Genomic DNA, 21,090 nt, shown 5'->3' with positions numbered 1-21,090 from the left:
CATTCCCTCATCAAAACGATCCGGAGACACCATGCCGCAGCACTCGTTCGCGCCCGTCGTCGTCATTGCGCCCGACTCGTTCAAGGGGTCGTTATCCGCCAAGCAGGTCGCGAACGCGATCGCCGCCGGCATCGCGCGCGCCAGGCCCGATGCCGTCTTACGCACGCGGCCGATGGCCGACGGTGGCGAAGGCACGCTCGACGCGCTCGTCGCGCACGGCGGCACGCGCCGGATGTTGCGCGTGCCTGGCGCAGCGCTCACGCCGCGCGACGCGGCGATCGGGCTGATCGACGCGCGCACGGCGATCATCGAGACCGCGGAAATCGTCGGCATCACCGACCCCGACGGGATGCGCGTACCGGTGGCCGCGCGCAGCACACGCGGCCTGGGCGATGCGATCCGCGCGCTCGTTGACGAAGGCGTGCGCACTCTCTACGTCGCGCTCGGCGGCAGCAGCACCAACGATGCCGGCGCAGGTCTGCTCGCCGGCCTGGGGTTGCGCGCGTTCGATGCGCAAGGCCGCGAACTCGAGCCGACGCCCGAGCGGCTCGCGCAGATCGCGCGCGTCGACGTATCGGGGATCGATGCGCGGCTCGACGACATAACGCTCGTCGCGATGTCCGACGTCGATAATCCGTTGACGGGCGAACACGGCGCGACGGCCGTGTTCGGTCCGCAAAAGGGCGTGACGCCCGATCAAGTCGCCCCGCTCGACGCGGCGCTCGGCCATTTCGCGTCGCTCGTCGAGGCGGCGTTCGGCGAGCGGCGCGCCGCGGCGGCCGGCAGCCGCGTGCGCGATCTGCCCGGCACCGGCGCTGCGGGCGGGCTCGGCTTCGCGCTCGCGATGCTCGGCGCGCGCTTCGAGCCGGGCGCGGAGGTCGTCGCGCGACAAATCGGACTCGATGCGGCGCTCGAGGGCGCGAACTGGCTGATCACCGGCGAAGGCCGCTCCGATGCGCAGACGTTACGCGGCAAAGCGCCGTTCGTCGCGTGCGGGCACGCGCGCGCCGCAGGCGTGCCGGCCACGCTGCTGTCAGGCGCGGTCGATCCGGACGCGCTTGTCGCGCTGTCCGAGCATTTCGACGGCTGCTTTTCGCCCGCGCCGGGCCCGATAACGCTCGACGTTGCACTGCGCGATGCCGCTCGCCTGCTCGAGCAGGCTGCCGAGCAGCTCACGCGGCTGCGCTACAGGCGCCCGTGAGGCCACGCGCAAACTTCGCCAGACCGCGCGATGCGAAAGCCGCACCGTTGACCGCGCATCGCGATGCAGCAACAATCGACCCTGCCCATTCATTCAGGACTCCAATATGGCAGGCGGCAAAACCGGGCTTGACCAGTTCGTGACCGACCGGATGCACGTGCTGAATAAGCTGTCCGATCGCGGCATCGGCGCGATCTATCAAACGAGGCTCGGCATATCGCTGCCTGAGGCGCGCGCCATTGCATCGGTCGGCGCGTTCGGGCCATGCTCGGTCATGGAACTCGCGCGGCGCGCGAACCTCGACAAAAGTCAGGCGAGCCGCACGGCCGAAACGCTGATCGGGCGCGGGCTCGTCAAGCGCGGCGCAAGCGACGCCGACGCCCGCGTAGTGCTGATCGCGCTGACGCCGGCCGGCGCCGCGCTGAACCGCAAGATCACGGCGCTCGCGCGCAAATGGAACGACGGGTTGCTCGATTGCCTGAACGACAGCGAAAAACTTGCGTTCAGCCGCGCGCTCGACAAGCTCATCGCCAGCGCGCGAGATCGAGCGCAGTGAGCCGCCGGCGCACGCAGCCGATGATTCGCGCAAGCGGCAGGCGCCAGGCGACGGCATGAGCGACGGCTTGCCGCTCGCCGTCCGGAGCGGGTTGCGTTCGCCGCCAGCCATGCGCAGCGATCACGTCGAATCCGCGTATCGAACGTTACCCGATCGACCATGCCACACGCGCGATGCGCATCACCCGCTCGGGTCGCGCTTCGCACCGTCCTCGTCCCGGTCGAGCACGCTCAGCGCGCCGGAGATCTGGCTCTTGTCGTGCATCCCGAGCTTGCGATACGCGCAGCGCAAATAGTGGCGCACGGTGGCCGGCGCGATCTCCATCTGCCGCGCCACTTCCTTATGCGAGCGCCCTTGGCCGTAATAGCGGATCGCTGCAAGCTCGCGCGGACTGAGCCGGTCGAGCAGCGAACGCGGCCGCGCTTCCAATTGAAACAGGCCGGCGACGGGCACGCACCGCACCGTCAATGCATCCGCCGAATACGGCTGCGACGGGCGGCGGCGCAAGTGATCGACGAGCGCGGGCGGCAGACGCGAGCCGCTCCAGTCCCGCCACTCTGCCTTCAGCAGCGCATCAAAACCCGCATCCGCATGATGCAGCACGCCGAAGTTGTCGCAGATCGCACGCACCGTCGACGCGGCCGCCTCGTTGCGCAAGCGGCTTAATTGCGCGGCGCGGTTGATCGTCAATGCGGCGGCCAGATGCGGAATCACGTTTTCGTAGCGGCGCATGTCGCCAGCCGTAAATGGACGATTCAATGCGTGACGGTAGATCGACAGAAATGTCGTGAGTCCGAAACGACGGTCGAGCGTGCACACGCACATGAGCTGCGCGAGCCCGTATTTGACACACCAGCCGCGAAACCGGCCATCGAGCCCCGGATCGACGACCGACAGCGCGACTGCCCGGCCGTATGCCCCATGCAGCGTGCGTCGCGCGAGCGGATCGCAATCGCGCACGCGCTTCCAATCGATGAAGAATTCGCGGGGCAGCCGGTATAGATAGCTGTTGTGCATCACCGGGCCGCTCGGCGTGTGATTCGCCACGCCCGTCCAACCGGCGTCGAACGGCAGATAGCGCGACAGCAGCCGAAAGAAACCGCATTCGAACTCGCCAATCGCTGCGCCGCCCGCCATCGCATACAGATCGAGTAAAAACAGGCTCAGTTCGCGCGACGGCGCGCCGTCGTCGTCGAAATCGCGCCGGCGCGGCGCGCGCGGCGGCCATGCGGTTTCGTCGAGCACGATCGCGGCGGGCACGTCATGCAGCACGTCGAGGCTTCGCTTGATCCCGGCTCCGCTGTCAGCGTCGTCGGCCTTGCCAGTTCTACTCCCACTATTCCCAGCCCTGATCGCCACCACTGACCGCTCCCTCGCCCGCTCGTACAGCCGGCGTCGCGAACTCCGTCGATAAGCGCCCCATTATAGCGGCCGTCTTTTTTTGACGGCCGCGCGCGCACGAACGCGCACCGGCCCAGTGCATTTGAACGGGGCCCAGATTCCGCGCTGCCGCACGCGAGACAACAGCCGTGTGTTCATGCGCGTGCAGGGCGGCAAGCGAAACGCGCCGGCGTGCAACCCAGGGTTTTCCACAACGTTCATCTGGACGGCTTTGCAACGGCATGCGCACTGCCGACACTGCGGATGAACGCGCTGCATGCGCCGCCGGTTTCGCGTCGAATCGTGTCATCGAATGCCGATCATGAAAACATTTCCGCAAGATCCTTCGTTATCCTCTTCACCACCGCCCACCGGTACGCAAGCGTTCACGCATGGCACGCTCGCCGCGCTCGTCGCATTCGCGGCGATCACGCCGCTGCAACTGCTCGTCGCGCCTGCCGTCGCCGGCCAGCTCGGCACGCAGCTTGGGCTCACGGCGTCGCAGATCGGTGCGTATTTCTTCGTCGAGCTTGGTGCGTTCAGCGCCGCGACGCTGCCATCGTACCTGTGGCTCGGCACGATCGATGCGCGCCGTGTCGCACGGTGGGCGTGCGCCATTTTCTGCGCCGGCAATCTCGCCACCGCCGTGCTGATGCCCGGCTTCGTGCCGTTGCTCGCGCTGCGCGCGGCAACTGCACTTGGCGGCGGCACGCTGATGGTGCTGTGCATGACGAGCGCCGCGATGAGCGAGCACAGCGAACGCGTCTACGGATTATGGGTCGTCGGTCAATTGATTGCGGGGGCGGCCGGGCTCTTTGTGCTACCGCATCTGTTCGACGCAGTCGGGCTGCGCGCGCTGTATGGGGTGCTCGCCGCGCTGACGCTATGCGCCGCGCCGCTGGCCGGCCACTTTCCCGCCACGCCCCGCGCGCGCCGGCCGCGCGCCCGGACTGCAGGCCCGCGTGCGGCACGCGCACTGGCCGCGCTCGCTGTCGCCGGCATCCTGACGTTCTATCTCGCGATCGGCGGCGTTTGGACCTTCGCGAGCCGGGCCGCGGCCGCAGCCGGCTTCGATGCGCCGGCAACCGGCAACGTGCTTGCGATTGCGAGCCTGACCGGCATTGCAGGCGCAGCGCTCGCGTCCGGTCTCGGCGGCCGCGCGTCACGGCGTGCAATGCTGTACGCAGGCTACGGAATACTCGCTGTGTCGCTCGCGCTGCTCGCCGCGGCGCCCGGCCCGGCCGGCTACGTCGCGGCGATCTTCGGCTTCAAATTCTCGTGGACGTTCGTTCTACCGTTCATGCTCGCGAGCGTCGCCGCTGTCGACGCGTCGGGCCGCCTGATCGCCACGCTCAATCTCGTGATCGGCTGCGGGCTCGCCGCCGGACCGCTGATCGCGGGCCTGATGCTCGATGGCGGCGGCACGCTGCGCACGCTGTTCGCGCTCGCCGCCGGCGTGTCGATCGTATCGCTCGCGACGCTGCTGCGCGTCGAGCGCGATGCGCGCTGACGCCGCACGCCCCGTTCATTCGTCGTCGCTCGAACTGACCGCTATGAAAAAAACCGCCTTCTTCACCGATGAACGTACCTTCTGGCACACGGGCGGCGCACACGCGCTGTTCTTTCCGGTCGGCGGCTGGGTGCAGCCGCCGTCGAGCGCCGGTTATGCAGAATCGCCCGACTCGAAGCGCCGTTTGCTGTCGCTCGTGCATGCATGCGGCCTTGCCGCGCAAATCGACATGCTGAGCGCGCCAGCCGCGACCGAAGCCGATCTGCGGCGTATCCACCCGGTGCACTATCTGGACGCGTTCAAGCGCGCGAGCAACGCGAACGGCGGCGATCTCGGCGAGCTGGCGCCGTTCGGCAAAGGCAGCTACGAGATTGCCGCCCTCTCGGCGGGTCTCGCACTCGCCGCCGTCGACGCCGTGCTAACCGGGCGCGCGGCGAACGCGTTCTCGCTGTCGCGTCCGCCCGGCCATCATTGCCTGCCCGACAAGCCGATGGGCTTTTGCCTGCTCGCGAACATCCCGATTGCGCTCGAGGCCGCGCGCGCGAAACACCAGATCGAGCGCGTGGCCGTGATCGATTGGGACGTGCACCACGGCAACGGCACTCAGACGATCTACTACGGCGATCCGCACACGCTGACGATCTCATTGCATCAGGACCGCTGTTTTCCGCCCGGCTACAGCGGCGCCGACGAACGCGGCACCGGCGCGGGCATCGGCGCGAACCTGAACGTCCCGCTTCTCGCCGGCGCGGGCGACGACGCTTACCGCTACGCGTTCGAGCGGATCGTCGTGCCGGCGCTCGATGCGTTTCGGCCCGAACTCATCGTCGTCGCAAGCGGGCTCGACGCGAACGCGGTCGACCCGCTCGCGCGGATGCAATTGCACAGCGGCAGCTATCGGTTCATGACGCGCTCGCTGCTGGATGCGGCCGGCCGGCATTGCGACGGGCGGCTCGCGATCGTTCATGAAGGCGGTTATTCGGAGGCCTACGTTCCGTTTTGCGGACTGGCGATAATCGAAACGTTGTCGGGCATTCGCACTGAAGTCGTCGACCCGATGCTCGACCTCGCGACCGCCCAGCAGCCGGGCGAACGCTTCAATGCGTTCCAGCGGCAGCTCATCGACGAACTGGCGCAGAGCTTCGGTTATTGAATCGACGCGCGCCCACGGCACGGCGGCACGGCCCCACCTGCCGGCGCGCGGGCGACCCCGTACCGCCCGCGCGGAAAGAAGCGCGGCCGCGCCTTCGCCGGTTCCTGCGCCGCGCAAAACGAAGGGCAACGTTGCAATCGGAACAAAACCACCGACCATGACCGGCTTCGAGTGGGATCGTCCTGCGCGCCGGTCAGGCAATCAGGGCGACCCCGCCGCTCCGGTTCAGCGCGGTTCTTCGTCCGCGCGTCGTTCCCGGAGCGCCGCCCCGCAGCCCGTGCGCAAACGTCACCGCCCCGGCACGATACGCTCGCGCCGCGGGAACGGGACGTCATCCCGTGCTGCTTTACGAATGGAAATCGCACGCCGGACATGCAGGCGCCAGCGCTGAGATTCAGGGACGTTGCGACGCGATCTGGGGCAGCGTGACCGGCCGCCTGCACGCTGACGGGCCATGCGCCTGGTTTCCCGCCGCGCGCATCACCGCGCGCAGGCCAAGCCGCGCGCGGGCATCGTCCGAAAAAATGAAACGATGCGCGCGCATCGTTCGCCACTCGCGTTACACTCACGGCCTCGTTTGTTTCGACCCACCCGGAATCACATGCAGTTGCCCAAGCGGCTCAAACCGAAGCGGCTCATCGCCGCAGGCCTTTGCGCCACGCTCGTCGCCACCGCGCCGCCCGCCTTCAGCAAGACCGGCCCGGCCGAATCGCTGATCTCCCGCATCGTCGACTATATTGCGAGCGTACTGCCGTCCGCCGCACATGAAGCGCCTGCTGGACAAGTCGTCGAAGCGGCGTTCTCGCCCGACGGCGGCGCCGAAGCGCTGATCCTCAAGGTGATAGGCACAGCGCGCGTATCGCTCAGGCTCGCCGGCTACTCGTTCACGTCGCCGAAGATCGTCCGCGCGCTGCTCGATGCGCATCGGCGCGGCGTCGATATCGCGGTCGTCGTCGATAACGACGGCAACCGGTCGAAAGCGTCGAAGCAAGCGCTCAACCTGCTCGTCAACGCAAAGGTGCGCACGCGCACGATCGACCGCTACGCGATCCATCACGACAAATACATCGTCGTCGACGCCCGGCACGTCGAGACGGGATCGTTCAACTACAGCGCCGCGGCCGCGGCACGCAATTCGGAGAACGTGCTGGTGGTCTGGAACAATCCGGCGCTGGCGTCGCAATACTTGGCGCATTGGCAGAACCGGTTCGATCAGGGCATCGATTACCGATCGAACTATTGAGCGATCAAGCTGGCCGATTCGAATTGGTCCACGCGAGGCGGGCGGCCTCGCGCGGCGCGATGGCCCGCCGCAGCCGGCCATCGCGCCCGCCTCAGACGTCGGCCCCTCGACGAAAGGTCGCGCCGTCGGCATCGGCCGGATTCGAGAGCGTCCCGCTCTCGATCCAGAAACGCCGCCCAAATCATGCGCCCGCGCGAGGTTAGCAGGCCTTTTCGCCCAAATGACGACGGCCCTCGAACGGCGCCTTCGAAGGCTAGCGCCAGCCCGGCACGCCCGTTCGTCGAATCCGATCGCAGTTGACGCGCTAAGTGTGCGGCGCGGGCGGCGGGCCGCGCCTAAAACGCGTCGCTATTTGAGCGGAGAGAGATCATGCCCTGGGAGGATACGCGGGCGCTTTGCGTCCGGCGGCTGAACCCTCTGCAGACGCTCGTCCAGACGCGCCTGGACGTTATCCAGTTCGTTTCTGGCCAGCGGGATATTCCATTGGTTGTGTTGCTCTCTATCCAGGCGAGCCATTCTATCCCGGATGATATCCATCAGCCTTCGCATTTGATCTGTTACTCCATTTTCCTCGGGCTGCGCCTGCAAAACATCGTTCGCGGCCACCAATGCCTGGTGTAGGTTGTGCAGCACCTGCGCTGCTCTATCCGGTAGATTGCCGTCGAACGCATTCACCGCATCCCTGACCCAATGCACCCTTTCTTGAGCCCGCCGCATCGCCCCCTCGTCATCCCGCTGCATTGCCTGGTCGCCATCGCGCATGGCCCGGGCAACCATTAATCCAATGTTGGTGCGCTCAGATCTCAATTGATCGTCGGCCGTCGTTGCCTGCTGAGCCAGCGCCGCGGCTTGCCGAAGCATGACTTCCCGCTCTTGCTCGGCAACCTGGAGACGACCGGAAATCTGGGCGGTGGCATCGCGCTTATTCCTCGGGCTCGGGCTCGGGCTCGGGCTCGGGCTCGGGCTCGACGGCTGCTGAGCGGATTCAAGCTCGCCCGGCTCCGTCGTTTGCACGAGTGGAACTGACGCGAGACTCACCAGGGACGGGTTTCGCCGGGACGTAGCGGCATCCGCCTGAGCCTTACCTGAAGGTCTCTCCGACGAAACCGCTTGCCTCAATTGCGGCGCCATTTCCTGGGCCGTGCCGCGTGCCGCCTGATTCAACTCACCGTCGATCTCGGCCGGCCGAAGTTGAAATTGGCCCGCTAGATTCACCCGTCCTATCGCGGAGCCGGGCTGATTGTTCAAACTTGCTATTGTCGACACTTTCTTTTCCTTTGCATTTTTACATTCAACACCATGATTGGTGAAATCCGGATTTCACACTGTTCATCATCATGAGTTTTTTCTTTTCAACAGGAAGCGGTGGCCGCGCAATATTCGTCGACAATCCGAAAACAACCTTTACGTTTGACATTGTCAACCAATAAGCTCGTCCGATTTTTCGAAAATCATTCAATGTCGATTTAATTTATTTAGCGAAGATAAAATTTATAATTTATTATTCATTTTCATCGAAAATAGCCGTATCCAAAAAATCAATACCCATTCGAATTAGCTGAAAAATCAATGAAGTATGTCATGCTTGCACGACCCTTGAGGATGGGCGGCCGAGCACAGTTGCTGAGCCGTTTTCTCGGATTCAGCAAGCGGAGATGCGGCACCGTTACTCTTCGTTTCGTGGCAAGACGAATCGAGATGGCGGTTGGCCGCCATTCAATCTCATGTTCGAGCGTTCAAGCGATTCGTTCGGCTTTCGTATCGCGAATGGTCAGGCTGCGAACGCCGTTGATCGAGCTTTCGCGCGTCAGCCGCCAATTGAGGCTTTCCGAATGAACCACTCTGAACGACGCCACGCGCCGCCTCTTGCGTTATTTCTGGGTAGCGACGTGTAGCTTCGTGTGCTTTCGCACGGAAAATCGGAAGGCGGCGGCCACCGCAAAAGCGTCACAAGCCATTGAAAATAGCTGATGGCGTCCCTTGACACCGCGCGAAGAAAAGATACCGGATGGTGCGTGAGGCCGGACTCGAACCGGCACACCCTTGCGGGCGTCAGGACCTAAACCTGGTGCGTCTACCAATTTCGCCACTCACGCATGCGAGACATGCTGCGCGGAACGGAACCGCATCCTGGCGGCTGTCCCAAAAAGCGCAAGCGCGAGATTCTAACTGATCTGCCGACGCTTGTCTCTAGCATCGCGGCCTCGTTTCGGCGGCGATGCTAGAATGCCGCATTGTCCGGGTGTGCCGCGTCTGCGTCCCGTCTGCGTCGATAGCGGGCGGCGCGAGAAAAGCCCTCGGCAACGCACCAGGCGCGTGCGCCGCCTTGCCATTCGCCCACGCCCCCACTCGTTCCTGTCCCCGTGAATTTCGACGAATACTGCGAAGAAAAAGCCGCGCCGCCCGGCTCCAGCCTCTATTACGCGCTGCGCCAGGCGCCGCTTGCGCGCCAACCGCTCGTTGCCGCGCTGTTCGCGCTGCGCCGTGAACTCGAGCAAACGGTGAAGGAAATCAGCGATCCGGCCATCGGCCGCGCGAAACTCGCGTGGTGGCAAAAGGAGCTTGCAGCGCTGATCGCCGGCCAGCCGTCGCATCCGGTGTCGCAGGCGCTCGCCGCGCACCACCCCGATCTGCCAAGCAGCGCCGCCGCGCTGCAAACGCTCGTCGCGGGCTACGGAATGGATCTCGATCAGGCACGCTATCTGGACTTCGCAAACCTGAGCCGCTACGCCGATCAGACTGGCGGCGCATTCGCACAGCTCGTCGCGCGCGCGAGCGCTTGTCGACCGGACGATTTCGGCTGGGCGCCGCCGCTCGGGCATGCGCTGACGCTCGCGCAACTCGTGCAGGATCTCGGCGACGACGCGCGCCACGGCCGTATATACGTTCCGATCGACGAGTTGCAACGCTACGGCGTGACGGCGGCCGACCTGCTCAACCGCCGCTATAGCCCTGCGTTCACCGAACTGATGCGCTTCCAGACGTCGCGCGCACGCGACGCGCTTCATGCGTCGCTCGCCGCCATCCCCGCTGATGAGCGCCGCGCGCAACGCACGTTGCGCGCGCTCGGCGCGCTTGCGCTCGCGGTGCTCGACGAGATCGAGCGCGACGGCTTCCAGGTACTGCATCAGCGGATCGCGCTCACGCCGATCCGCAAACTGTGGATCGCATGGCGCGCCGCGCGTCGCCTCTGATCCAGTGCTCGACGAGATCGAGCTTGACAGTCTCCAGGCGCCACCAACGGATCGCGTCCGCGCCGGTTCTCAAGCCAATAGGCCGCATGCCGCGCTGCCGGTCAGGCGCGCAACAGCGGCAACGGCTCGAAACGCTGCTGGAGCACGCGCGTTGCGTCGAGCTCCCACCACGGCCCGAGCACGGTCGCGTAGAGTTGCCGGAAATCGACCGCGACAGGCAGGTTGCCATTGCCGTCCAGCCTGCCTAGCGCGGGCGGCGCGCCATACAACCCGCCGCGCACGCGCCCGCCCATCACGAAATGCGGCGCGGCCGTGCCGTGATCGGTGCCACCGCTCTGATTCTCGCGAACGCGCCGGCCGAATTCCGCATACGTCATGATGAGCGTGTCGTCCCAGCGGCCAAGCTCGGTGAGCGCCGAGCGCATCGCGACCAATCCGTCGGCCAATTGCTTGAGCAACCCCGCCTGCTGGCCGAGCTGGTTCTGGTGCGTGTCGAAGCCGTTGAGCGTGACGCGCAGCACCGCGACGCCCTGCCCCGGCGCGGGCGTGCGCTGCGGCGTGTCGCACGCGGCGAGTACCTGCATCGCGGTCTTCACCGCGGTGCCGAACGGCCCGGCCGGAAACGCGGTCGCGAGCACGGGCGCGCCGGCGGGCGGGCGCAGCCGGTCGGCAGCCTTGACGATGTCGTTCTCCACATCGATCACATGCGCGAGCGCGGGATTCTGCTCGCGCAGCGACACAGGCTGCACGAGCCGCGCCGCGCGAATGAATTGCGCGGGATTGACGAGCGCAATCGCACGCGCGCCGTTCGCAAGCGGCCCCATCTCGGCGCTGCCGAGCACGACGCCGTCCGCGGCGAAACCGGGTGGCACGCTCGCCTGCGCGAACGCGCGCGTGAGCCAGCCTTCGTGCAGATACTGGTCCGAGCGCGACGCGGTATCCCAGATCTCGATCGAGCGGAAATGCGACAAATTCGGCTGCGGATAGCCGACGCCGTCGACGATCGCGAGCCGCCCGTCACGCCAAAGCGGCATCAGCGGCGCGAGCGACGGGTGCAGCGCCGTTCGCTCGTCCAATTGCACGAGCTGCTCGCGTTTGATGCCGAGGGTCGGGCGCAGCGTCCGATACAGCGGGTCCGCATACGGAATCACTGTGTTGAGTCCGTCGTTGCCGCCTTTCAACTCGACCAGAATCAGCAGGTTCGAATAATTCGCGCCATGCGGCGCGCCCGCGCCCGCAAGCGCGCCAGCCGCCGCCGCGAACGCGCGGGGCATCGAAAGCGAGACGCTCGCCGCTCCCGCTACGCCTGCAAGGGTCAGAAAATTGCGTCGTTTCATCCTGCTGTCCTCTTTATGCATTCGCCGCCGCCGGCCTGTCCGGTCGTCGCGCGAATCGCTTTCGATGCGGCGTCGCGATCGCGCCGGCCGCGCTCATTTCCACTCGCTCACTTCAACTGATAGGCCGGGTCCATCAACAGCGCCTGCAAATAGGCCATGCTGGTCGCGCCGGTCTCGGTTGCCGCGACGGGCGACAGCGGCAGCACCGCATGTTGCAATTGCAATTGCGTCGACAGATCCGGCTGCGCCTGCGGCTTTGTCCGATATGCGGCGAGCCACGTATCGATATCGAAGCGCATCCCGCGCCGCATCGCCGGCTTGCCGTCCATCATCGCGCCGGGTGCGGATGCCGGCGCCGGCGCGGCATGTCTGCCTGCCGCCTCGGTGGCCCGCATCATCTGTTCGACGAATTGCTTGCGCGCGAGCAGCGTCGCGCTGTTGATCCACGTCGCGCCGCCCGGCCAGCCTTTCACGTTTGGCGGATAGAACAAATTCTGGCCGAGCGTGCGCAGCGTGTTCACAAACGGCCCGGTATCGCCGTAATCGACGTCGAACAGCCGCACGGTGCCGACCACGAACTCCACCGGCGATTTCACCAGCACGCCGCGATTGCGCTCGGCCCAGAACGCCTCCGACGACAGCAGCCCCGCGAGCGCCGTCCGGATGTCGTAGCCGCTTTGCCGGAAACGCCCGGCCACGTGCTCGACGGTGGACGCATCGGGCGTATCGGAAATAAACTCGCGCCACAATTTCGCAACGATGAAGCGCGCGGTCTCGGGCCGTGCGAGCAGGATGTCGAGCACCGCGTCGCCGTCGAAGCGGCCGGTCTCGCCGAGCACGGTTTTTTCGCCGTCGTCGTGAAGGTTCGACATGAACACGTAGCCGAGCGTATCGGGATCAACGCCCCAGCCGGTATAGGCGCGCGCGGCTTCGGACACGTCGCGCTGCGTGTAATGCCCTTCGCCGAGCGTGAAGAGTTCCATCACCTCGCGCGCGAAATTTTCGTTCGGGCGCCCTTTGCGATTCGACGCGCCATCGAGATATTGCAGCATCGCCGGGTCTTTCGCGACGCTGTGCAGCAGCGTGCCGAAATTGCCGAGCGCGGCGGCGCGCAACAGCGTGTTCTGCGCCGCCATCGTTTGCGGATACGGTACTTTGTCCTGACCGGACGTGAAATGATTGTGCCAAAAAAGCGTCATCCGCTCGGTCAGCGGCGACGGCGTGACGAGCATCTCGCGCACCCACCACGCGCGCAGTTCGTCGTAGCGGCGATTGCGCAACTGCCGCTCGGCCCGCCGCTCGTCGGGCGTATAAGCCGCACGCACCGCGCGCGGCGGCGGCAGCTCGCGCACCCAATCGGGCAGCGGCGTCACGCATTGCGTGCGCGCGCCGTCGAGCAGCCCGGCAAGCGCCTGCGCGCGCGTCATCCCGACCAGCCGCGCGACTTCACGCGGCGGCGGCGAAAAACCGGTGCGCGTCAGCAAAAAACGCGCATCGTCGGCATCGAGCAGTTGCTGCATGTCCGCCGACAACTGGTCCGTTCGATCTACGTGGCCAGCCCGGTCGGTATTCGCCGGGGCCCGTCCTGCCGTGCTCGCATCGCTCATCGCCGATCGCTCCCCTGGTTCGGGCAATCCACGACGATTGCCCATGCGGCGCACGCGCCGCGGTACTGGCGATTCAACGGCCCGTCGCAGTGGACAGTTGACGATCGATTTGATACGGAATTTTTCAACGGCGGCGCGCGCCTGGTGGATAGGCGCAAGCGTGGACGCATCGGACGGCGCGCCCGGCATGTGTGCGATGCGCCGCTCAGCGCTTGTAGAGTTCCCGCACGGCGTCCTCGATATGCTGACGCAACAAATGCCGCTCCTCCGGCGTCATATGGCCGTCGCGGCGACGCTGTTCGAGATCGGGCGGAACGGCCGAGCGGTTCGCCTGCTCGGCATGCTCGGGCGCAACGGCGGGCGGCGGCGCGCCCTTGCCGCGCGGCGATTTATGAGACGCCGGTGCGCGATCGTGCGGCTGCGCACCGGCAAAAGCGGGTGCGAAGAGGCCAGCGCATGCGAGCCCCAGCACGAACGCAATCCTCGTCGGCCGCATCACGGGCCTCGCCTGTTTCGTCGTTTTGTTCCCTTCGTCACGCGGCAAGCAGCTATCTGTGGCACACGAACCAACCCTGCGAAAATCGGCGTGCAAACCATGAAAATGTTTTAAGTGCAGGGAGTATCCACCGAATATCGCCTTCGAGTAAAGGAGTCTGTCGTCACTGTCTTTACTCAGCACAACAGCACGGGTAAATTTTGTAACTGACTGTTACCCGTCAAAAGTCGCTGCCGCGCGACTTTTCCCAATCGCGATAAGATGCCGCTCATGGAAACGAAAAATCCCTCGAAAATCCTCGTCGTCGACGACGATCCGCGCCTGCGCGATTTGCTGCGCCGCTATCTCGGCGAACAGGGCTTCAACGTGTACGTTGCCGAGAACGCGACGGCCATGAACAAACTCTGGGTGCGCGAGCGTTTCGACCTGCTCGTGCTGGATCTGATGCTGCCCGGCGAGGACGGGCTGTCGATCTGCCGCCGCCTGCGCGGCAGCAACGATCGCACGCCGATCATCATGCTCACCGCGAAGGGCGAGGACGTCGACCGGATCGTCGGCCTCGAGATGGGCGCCGACGATTACTTGCCCAAGCCTTTCAATCCGCGCGAGCTGGTCGCACGCATCCATGCGGTGCTGCGCCGCCAGGCGCCCGCCGAGTTGCCCGGCGCACCGTCCGAAACCACCGAGGTGTTCGAATTCGGCGAATTCTCGCTGAATCTTGCCACCCGCACGCTGACGAAGTCCGGCCAGGAAATCCCGCTGACGACGGGCGAGTTCTCGGTGCTCAAGGTATTCGCGCGCCATCCGCGCCAGCCGCTGTCGCGCGAGAAGCTGATGGAACTCGCGCGCGGCCGCGAATACGAAGTGTTCGATCGCAGCCTCGACGTGCAGATTTCGCGGCTGCGCAAGCTGATCGAGCCCGATCCGGGCAGCCCGCGCTTCATCCAGACTGTATGGGGCCTTGGCTACGTGTTCATCCCCGACGGCGCAGCCTGATGGCCGAGCCGTCGCGGCACGCGCGATTGCCCGTTTTTGACGCCAGATAAACAGCCTGTCCTATGCGTATCGACCGGCGCCTTTTGACGCTCGTGTTCGGCGGGCTGTTCTGGCGCACGTTCCTGCTGATCGCGCTGCTGATCGCGGTGAGTCTTGCCGCGTGGTTCCAGAGCTTCAGAGTGATCGAGCGCGAGCCGCGCGCGCAGCGCGTCGCGTTGCAACTGGTCGCGATCGTGAAGCTCACGCGCACGGCCCTGCTCTATTCCGATCCCGATCTGCGTCGCGCGCTGCTGCAGGATCTCGAAAGCAACGAGGGCGTGCGCGTCTATCCACGCGAAAAAACCGATAAGTTCAAGCTGCAGCCCGACGAATCGCTGAACCGGCTGATCGAGCACGACATCCGCAGCCGCCTCGGCGACGACACGGTGATCGCACAATCGGTCAACGACATCCCCGGCGTATGGATCAGCTTCAAGATCGACGACGACGACTACTGGGTGGCGCTCGACCGCGATCAGCTCGACACCGTCACCGGCCTGCAATGGGCCGGCTGGGGGCTGTTCGCGCTGGCGCTGTCGCTGATCGGCTCGGCATTCATCACGAGCCTCGTCAACCAACCGTTCTCGCGGCTCGCGCTCGCCGCGCGCAAGGTGGGCTCGGGGCAAACGCCCGAGCCGCTGCCCGAGCGCGGAATGGGCGTCGCGGCCGAAACCAACCGCAGCTTCAACCAGATGGTGCGCGATCTCGAGCAACTCGAGGCCGACCGCGCGCTGATGCTCGCCGGAATCTCGCACGATCTGCGCACGCCGCTCGCGCGGCTGCGCCTCGAAACCGAGATGAGTCCGTCCGATCAGGCAACGAAGGACGCGATGGTCGACGACATCGAACAGATGGACCGCATCATCGCCGCGTTCATCGATTACGCGCGCCCCGCGCAACGCACGCCCGAGCCCGTCGATCTGTCGGTCGTCGCGCGCGACGTGGCCGCCCGGCTGGCCGGCGAGGACGGCGTGCAAATCGTCACCCGCCTGGCACCCGCCGCAATCATTGCCGCGGATGAAACCGACATGCGCCGCGTCGTCGACAATCTCGTCGAGAACGCACGTAAATATGGGCAGAGCAAGCGCGACGGCATCGCCCGGATCACACTCGAGACCCGCGTCGCGCATGCGCGCGTCGAACTCGTCGTGCTCGACGAGGGGCCGGGTATCCCTGACGACCAGCTTGCGCTCGTGATGCGCCCGTTCTACCGCGTCGACACCGCGCGCACCAAAGCCGAAGGCACCGGCCTGGGGATGGCGATCGTACTGCGCCTCGTCAGCCGCTATCGCGGCACGCTGCGCCTGGCCAACCGCCAGCCCGACGGCGGCCTCGAAGTCACGCTGGAGTTCCCCGGCGCGAAAGCGCGCGCCTCCGCGTGAGCCGCCATGTGCCGTGCCGATACCCGCATGCTATCGCCATCTTTGAAAATTTCTATGGAGTTCGTTAGTTAAAATCTATTGAGAAAAGGAATCAATAGAGTTATAGTCTTACAGATGCTGTCACGGAAACGTTGCAGCGCATAGGTAGCTTGACCGCTTGTTAGCAGTCTTTCCCAACTCACACAGGAGCATCCGCATGAAAACCGTGGGCGATAAACTCGAAGCTTTCACCGTCGTGGCCGCGAAGCCTGGCTTCAACCATCACGAGGAAAACGGTCAGTCGGCATTCGAAACCGTCACCGAAGCGTCGTTCCCAGGCAAGTGGAAAGTGATCTACTTCTATCCGAAGGATTTCACGTTCGTCTGCCCGACGGAAATCGTCGAATTCGGCAAGCTCCAGAAGCAATTCGAAGAGCGTGATGCCGTCCTGCTCGGCGGCAGCTCGGACAACGAATTCGTCAAACTCGCATGGCGCCGTGAGCACAAGGATCTCGACAAGCTGAACCACTACTCGTTCGGCGACGTCAAGGGCGAGCTGATCGACCAGCTCGGCGTGCGCGATCACGAAGCGGGCGTCGCGCTGCGCGCCACCTTCATCGTCGATCCGGACAACACGATCCAGCACGTGTCGGTGAACAACCTGAACGTCGGTCGCAATCCGGAAGAAATCCTGCGCATTCTCGACGGCTTGCAAACGGACGAACTCTGCCCGTGCAACCGCGCGGTCGGCGGCGCAACGCTGTAAGCGTCGATGCACAAAGCCCGCGGCGCGACGCTTTCGCCTGCGGGCTTTTTTAACGGCCCAATCATAGGAGATATCAATGGAATTTATCGATTCGATTAAGGCGCAAATTCCCGACTACGCAAAAGATATCCGTCTGAACCTCGACGGCACGATCGCGCGCTCGTCGCTCGAAGGCAACGATGCGGTGGGCGTCGCGCTCGCCGCGGCGTTCGCGACCAAGAGCACGGCGCTCATCAAGCTGATCCGCGAAGCGGGCGTGCTGTCTGCCGAGGAAACCCAAGCGGCGCTAACGGCTGCCGCGCTAATGGGCATGAACAACACTTGGTATCCGTATGTCGAGATGGCCGACGACGCCGATCTGAAGACCGCGCGCGCCGAGCTGCGGATGGGGGCGTATGCGTCGCACGGCGGCGTCGACAAGCGCAAGTTCGAAATGTACGCGCTCGCCGCGTCGATCGTCGGCAAGTGCCACTTCTGCGTGAAGTCGCACTATGCGCTGCTGAAGAACGAGCAAGGCATGAGCGTCACGCAGTTGCGCGACGTCGGGCGGATCGCGTCAGTGATCAATGCCGCTGCGCAAGTCCTCGCTGCCGAAGGTAAATGAGCGTGACGGCGGGCTGTCGCCGCGTCGCATCGCGGACATGACGGCTCGCCGGCAAGCAGCATGCCCGCGTGAAGAATCGGCGCGCTCCCGCACGAGCGCCGGCATCCTGCCGACACACGCGAGGCCCCCACTCCGCCTCGCCCCGTGCGTTGCCCGCTCCGGAGACAGGCCGCCAACGCTCCCCCCTTTCGATACCCGGCCCCAAACAAATAAAGTCCGACAATTTTCCGTTCTCATCAGAAAACGGAAATTGCACCGCTCATAATCATCACAAAACCCCCATATCACCTCGTTAAAATAATAATAATAATCGACATTCCATCATTCCCGCGCAATGGCAATCATTTCGCAAAACAGAAAAGATTTTCGCATCCACCCATCCAAAAAACAAAAATCAAGTATACTTTAACCATCAATTTCCCGATTCGCCGCCATATCAACCTCATATAAAATGGCTCAACTTAATTTTCGACACGAAAATCCGATATGTCGAAAATAAAAATCCCACACTGCTTGGCGGCAAGGATTTAACCGATCGACTCCGATTCAATCCACCGCACCCGATCATTATCGATCACGATTGAATCGCAATATCTTCAATCAATAAATCATCCAACGGAGACAAAAAGTGCTGATACCACAATCTTCTTCGATATGTTCCAGCATATTGATCAATCAAGTCGCGATCAATATCGAACCGGAAGCCAACACAGGCGCTGCGGACGAATGCGCATCCGCCGCAACCGCCGCCCAACCCGGCTCGCCTCGAGCAATCGGCGCCGTTGCCAAAGCAAGCGCCTCGCAGGCGCACCCGCTGCCCAGCGAGCCGGGCATTCTGCAACGGCTGAAGGACATCGGCCCATGCAATATCGCCAAAGCCGCGGTCGCATCCGGGCTGCGCGACGGCACCAGTTCGTTTGTCGGCAGATATGTCGGGGATCAGGCCAGCAATTTGACCGGGCTCCTGCTTTCCAGCACGAACAGCGCCCCGGTGGCCAATGTGATGGCGGCGGTCGCCGGTGCGGCTTCCGTCGGCACCGGCGCGCTCTACGGTTATTCGATGGGTAAATTGCTGGGCAATTCTTTATCTTCGGCCGTCGATTGGGCAAAACAACTCAATCCGAGCGATTACGGCCGAATTGCGCCGCTTGCCTCGGGAGCCAAGGCCGTGGCGCCTTACATGCAGAAACTCGCGTATTACACCAAAGAAATTGCCCCGTCCCTCTGCGCATTCGCCGGCGCGGGTATCGGCGGCGCCGGCTACGCATTGGCCGGCCCGACCGTCGCAGTGGGCAATCTGGTTTCGGCATGTACCCGGTCTTTCATGCAGCAACGCGTGACTGCACCCTATGGAAGCAATATCCAATGGGAAAACGGCATACCCAAATCGCTCTACGTACTGCCTCCGGCAATCGGCTACGCGGGCATTGCGATCGGCAGCGCATTCGCCAGCCGCGTGGCAACTACGACCGCCTCCAATTCGCAACTCGAACCGGGCATCTGTCAAATCGAACTCGGTGAAAAATTCCATTCGTTCATCAACGCGAATCCGATACCCGCGCCTTGCTCTTATCTCCTTTCCGGGGAATTGAAATCGACGGACAATCCATTCGACGCCAGCACCTGCGCCCAAATTATCGGAAACCGGTTTAAATCCTACGTTTCACCACTATCACCTCAAACATCGACACCGACCGGCTGCGAAGATTATTTTTTGAAGAACGCAGTGTCTTACGTGAATGCGAAGTTCGGAATGGTTTCCAATTTCGTTCGCTGGGCATTCAAACCATTAATCGACGGCAGCATCACCGGGATAGGGGAAGCAGTGGACGGCGCAGTCGGCACGGTCTTTCGCGCCGCAGCGCACGGCAGTAGATTTGAACCGTCGCATCCGATCAGCCATAAATACAGCAACGTCTCTTTCCGTAAAGAAGCCACGTCGCGCATTTGCTCCGCCACCGCCGGGCAATTCATCAACGGGATTTCCAACCAGACGCTGTCATCGCCGGCAGTCGTCGTCGGGCAAGCGGTAACGGGTTTTGTTCAGGAATATCGCAGCGTCGTGACCCGGCCCGTGGTCACGCATACCAACGAGTATTTTCACGGCTGGTTCAGCAAACGCGCACCGATCGACGTCAACACGATGGCGAACACCGACGACCAAACCGAGACCGCCGACGAGCAAACCGATGACGAAGCGTGAATTTGATCGGCGAAGAATGAATGAACCGCGCCGCATGCGGCACGCCCCGGCGCATCGTGGCGCGGCGGGATCGCCGGCGCATGGGCTCAGGGTCTTCATCCGCATCGCGCGAGGTGTGGCGGGCGATCGGCCGCTTATCCCGCAACGGAACGTGCCGGCATTCGGCACGACCGCCCCGCCCCGAACTATCCGGCCCGCGGCGAATCCGGCGACGCGTCGCGCACGACGAGCGCCGCGGCCTGCGCTTCGATTCCCTCGCCGCGGCCGAGATAGCCGAGCTTCTCGTTGGTCTTCGCCTTCACGTTCACGCGATCGAGCGGCAGGCCGAGATCCGCGGCGATGTTCGCGCGCATCGCGTCGATGTGCGGCGCGAGCTTCGGCGCCTGCGCGATCACCGTGCTGTCGACATTGCGGATCGCAAACCCCGCCTGCGCGACGCGTGCCGCGCATTCGCGCAGCAGCGCACGGCTGTCGGCGCCCTTGAAGCGCGGATCGGTATCGGAAAAGTGGCGGCCGATGTCACCGAGCGCCGCCGCGCCGAATAGCGCGTCGGTGATCGCGTGCAGCAGCACGTCCGCGTCCGAGTGGCCGAGCAGCCCGCGCTCGTAGGGGATCGTCACGCCGCCGATGATGAGCGGCCGCCCGGGAACGAGCTGGTGTACGTCGTAGCCTTGTCCGATTCTGAAATCCATGTTGCGTTCGAGTCGAGTGTGGGTTGCGGTTCAATCAGGTTCAGCAGGCGCGCGCCGGGTGCGCGAGAATCGCTTCCGCGAGGTCGAAATCCTCCGGATACGTCACCTTGAAGTTGCGCAGGCTGCCTTGCACGACGCGCGGCGTATGGCCCGCCCATTCGATTGCGCTTGCCTCGTCGGTCAGATCGTGGCCGTCGCGCTGCGCGCGCTCGATCGCGTCGCGCAGCATTCCGATGCGGAACATTTGCGGCGTCTGCGCCTGCCAAAGTCCGTCGCGCGGCTCGGTGCGCGCGATCGCGTCGCCGCCCGCCGGCACGCGCTTGAGCGTATCGGCCACCGGCAGCGCGACAATGCCGCCGACCGGATCGTCCTTCAACGCGCCGATCAGCGCGCGAATCAGCGCGGGCGTGATACCGGGGCGCGCCGCGTCGTGCACGAGCACCCAGTCGGTATCCGTTGCGCCGAATTCGGCGAGCTGAATCAACCCGTTGAGCACCGACGCCTGCCGCGATGCGCCGCCGCAGCGCCGTACCGCGAAGCGCAGGCCGCTGAAGCGGCGCGCGTCGAAGTGGGCATCGTCGGGCGAAATCACGACGAGCGTTTGCGCGAACTCGCTGCATGCGTCGAACGCGGCGAGCGTGTAATGCAGCAGCGCGCGGCCGGCGAGCGTGCGGTATTGCTTGGGCAATGCCGAGCCCGAACGGCTGCCGGTGCCCGCGCACGGTATCAGGGCAAAAAGACGGGAAGTCACG

General features: G+C 64.5%; 18 protein-coding genes, 1 tRNA gene and 1 pseudogene. 11 read left to right on the top strand and 9 right to left on the bottom strand.

Annotated elements, in window-relative coordinates:
* Positions 1-31 precede the first annotated feature (31 nt).
* Positions 32-1,201 carry a glycerate kinase gene (locus AQ611_RS08630; RefSeq protein ID WP_069234239.1) on the top strand — a complete coding sequence of 390 codons (1,170 nt, stop codon included), beginning with the start codon at positions 32-34 and terminating at the stop codon, positions 1,199-1,201.
* Positions 1,202-1,307: 106 nt separating this feature from the next.
* The gene (locus tag AQ611_RS08625) at positions 1,308-1,757 is read left to right on the top strand and encodes a MarR family winged helix-turn-helix transcriptional regulator (RefSeq protein ID WP_069234238.1); all 450 of its coding nucleotides are present in this window, start codon (positions 1,308-1,310) and stop codon (positions 1,755-1,757) included.
* 180 nt (positions 1,758-1,937) lie between these two features.
* Here AQ611_RS08625 and AQ611_RS08620 read toward each other — a convergent pair whose 3' ends face one another.
* Entirely contained in the window at positions 1,938-3,047 is a 1,110-nt protein-coding gene (locus tag AQ611_RS08620) for a helix-turn-helix transcriptional regulator (protein ID WP_069235201.1), read from the bottom strand.
* Between the two features lie 412 nt (positions 3,048-3,459).
* Between AQ611_RS08620 and AQ611_RS08615 the strand changes: the two genes are divergently transcribed.
* The 3 genes from AQ611_RS08615 (at position 3,460) to AQ611_RS08605 (ending at position 7,043) form a co-directional block, all read left to right on the top strand.
* A complete protein-coding gene (locus AQ611_RS08615) occupies positions 3,460-4,647 on the top strand; it encodes an MFS transporter (protein ID WP_069235200.1) in 1,188 nt (395 codons plus the stop codon).
* 43 nt (positions 4,648-4,690) lie between these two features.
* Entirely contained in the window at positions 4,691-5,800 is a 1,110-nt protein-coding gene (locus AQ611_RS08610) for a class II histone deacetylase (RefSeq protein ID WP_059513566.1), read from the top strand.
* Between the two features lie 601 nt (positions 5,801-6,401).
* On the top strand, positions 6,402-7,043 hold the full coding sequence (locus AQ611_RS08605; RefSeq protein WP_069234237.1) for a phospholipase D family nuclease: 642 nt from the start codon (positions 6,402-6,404) through the stop codon (positions 7,041-7,043).
* Between the two features lie 348 nt (positions 7,044-7,391).
* Here the strand turns inward: AQ611_RS08605 and AQ611_RS25465 are convergent, their stop codons facing one another.
* Positions 7,392-7,904, bottom strand: coding sequence for a hypothetical protein (locus AQ611_RS25465; RefSeq protein WP_146011823.1), 513 nt, complete (start codon positions 7,902-7,904; stop codon positions 7,392-7,394).
* Between the two features lie 1,148 nt (positions 7,905-9,052).
* Positions 9,053-9,139: transfer RNA gene (locus AQ611_RS08595), tRNA-Leu, on the bottom strand.
* Positions 9,140-9,406: 267 nt separating this feature from the next.
* Here AQ611_RS08595 and hpnD point away from each other — a divergent pair.
* A complete protein-coding gene (gene hpnD, locus AQ611_RS08590; protein WP_069234235.1) occupies positions 9,407-10,237 on the top strand; it encodes a presqualene diphosphate synthase HpnD in 831 nt (276 codons plus the stop codon).
* A gap of 101 nt (positions 10,238-10,338) precedes the next feature.
* Here hpnD and AQ611_RS08585 read toward each other — a convergent pair whose 3' ends face one another.
* From AQ611_RS08585 to AQ611_RS26295, 4 genes and pseudogenes are all read right to left on the bottom strand, one after another.
* Complete coding sequence (locus AQ611_RS08585) at positions 10,339-11,574, bottom strand: DUF1501 domain-containing protein (RefSeq protein ID WP_069235199.1); 1,236 nt, start codon at positions 11,572-11,574, stop codon at positions 10,339-10,341.
* Between the two features lie 107 nt (positions 11,575-11,681).
* Positions 11,682-13,106, bottom strand: a complete 1,425-nt coding sequence (locus AQ611_RS08580; RefSeq protein ID WP_231935775.1) for a DUF1800 domain-containing protein — start codon at positions 13,104-13,106, stop codon at positions 11,682-11,684.
* Positions 13,107-13,386: 280 nt separating this feature from the next.
* Complete coding sequence (locus AQ611_RS08575) at positions 13,387-13,677, bottom strand: hypothetical protein (RefSeq protein WP_059513569.1); 291 nt, start codon at positions 13,675-13,677, stop codon at positions 13,387-13,389.
* Positions 13,677-13,860 (bottom strand): annotated as a pseudogene (locus AQ611_RS26295) (hypothetical protein). The gene AQ611_RS08575 and the pseudogene AQ611_RS26295 overlap by 1 nt, the downstream one beginning before the upstream one ends.
* A gap of 78 nt (positions 13,861-13,938) precedes the next feature.
* On the opposite strand from AQ611_RS26295, the gene ompR reads away from it, so the two are divergent.
* From ompR to AQ611_RS08550, 5 genes are all read left to right on the top strand, one after another.
* Positions 13,939-14,673, top strand: a complete 735-nt coding sequence (gene ompR / locus AQ611_RS08570) for an osmolarity response regulator transcription factor OmpR (RefSeq protein WP_004192636.1) — start codon at positions 13,939-13,941, stop codon at positions 14,671-14,673.
* A gap of 62 nt (positions 14,674-14,735) precedes the next feature.
* On the top strand, positions 14,736-16,094 hold the full coding sequence (locus AQ611_RS08565) for an ATP-binding protein (RefSeq protein ID WP_069234233.1): 1,359 nt from the start codon (positions 14,736-14,738) through the stop codon (positions 16,092-16,094).
* Positions 16,095-16,290: 196 nt separating this feature from the next.
* Positions 16,291-16,839: a peroxiredoxin gene (locus AQ611_RS08560; protein ID WP_059513440.1), complete on the top strand. Its 549-nt coding sequence runs from the start codon at positions 16,291-16,293 to the stop codon at positions 16,837-16,839.
* Positions 16,840-16,915: 76 nt separating this feature from the next.
* Positions 16,916-17,443: a carboxymuconolactone decarboxylase family protein gene (locus tag AQ611_RS08555; protein ID WP_069234232.1), complete on the top strand. Its 528-nt coding sequence runs from the start codon at positions 16,916-16,918 to the stop codon at positions 17,441-17,443.
* A gap of 628 nt (positions 17,444-18,071) precedes the next feature.
* Positions 18,072-19,646 (top strand): hypothetical protein, encoded by a 1,575-nt coding sequence (locus AQ611_RS08550; RefSeq protein WP_146011822.1) that lies wholly within the window; start codon positions 18,072-18,074, stop codon positions 19,644-19,646.
* Between the two features lie 185 nt (positions 19,647-19,831).
* Here the strand turns inward: AQ611_RS08550 and ispF are convergent, their stop codons facing one another.
* Both ispF and ispD read right to left on the bottom strand, forming a co-directional pair.
* Positions 19,832-20,338: a 2-C-methyl-D-erythritol 2,4-cyclodiphosphate synthase gene (ispF, locus tag AQ611_RS08545; protein WP_059513445.1), complete on the bottom strand. Its 507-nt coding sequence runs from the start codon at positions 20,336-20,338 to the stop codon at positions 19,832-19,834.
* A 40-nt stretch (positions 20,339-20,378) separates the two neighbouring features.
* Positions 20,379-21,089, bottom strand: a complete 711-nt coding sequence (ispD, locus tag AQ611_RS08540; RefSeq protein WP_069234230.1) for a 2-C-methyl-D-erythritol 4-phosphate cytidylyltransferase — start codon at positions 21,087-21,089, stop codon at positions 20,379-20,381.
* Position 21,090 lies beyond the last annotated feature (1 nt).

Source organism: Burkholderia singularis, assembly GCF_001718875.1.
Lineage (GTDB): Bacteria > Pseudomonadota > Gammaproteobacteria > Burkholderiales > Burkholderiaceae > Burkholderia > Burkholderia singularis.
Note: the sequence above shows the minus strand (reverse complement) of the source record. Positions and strands in the feature narration are given on the sequence as shown.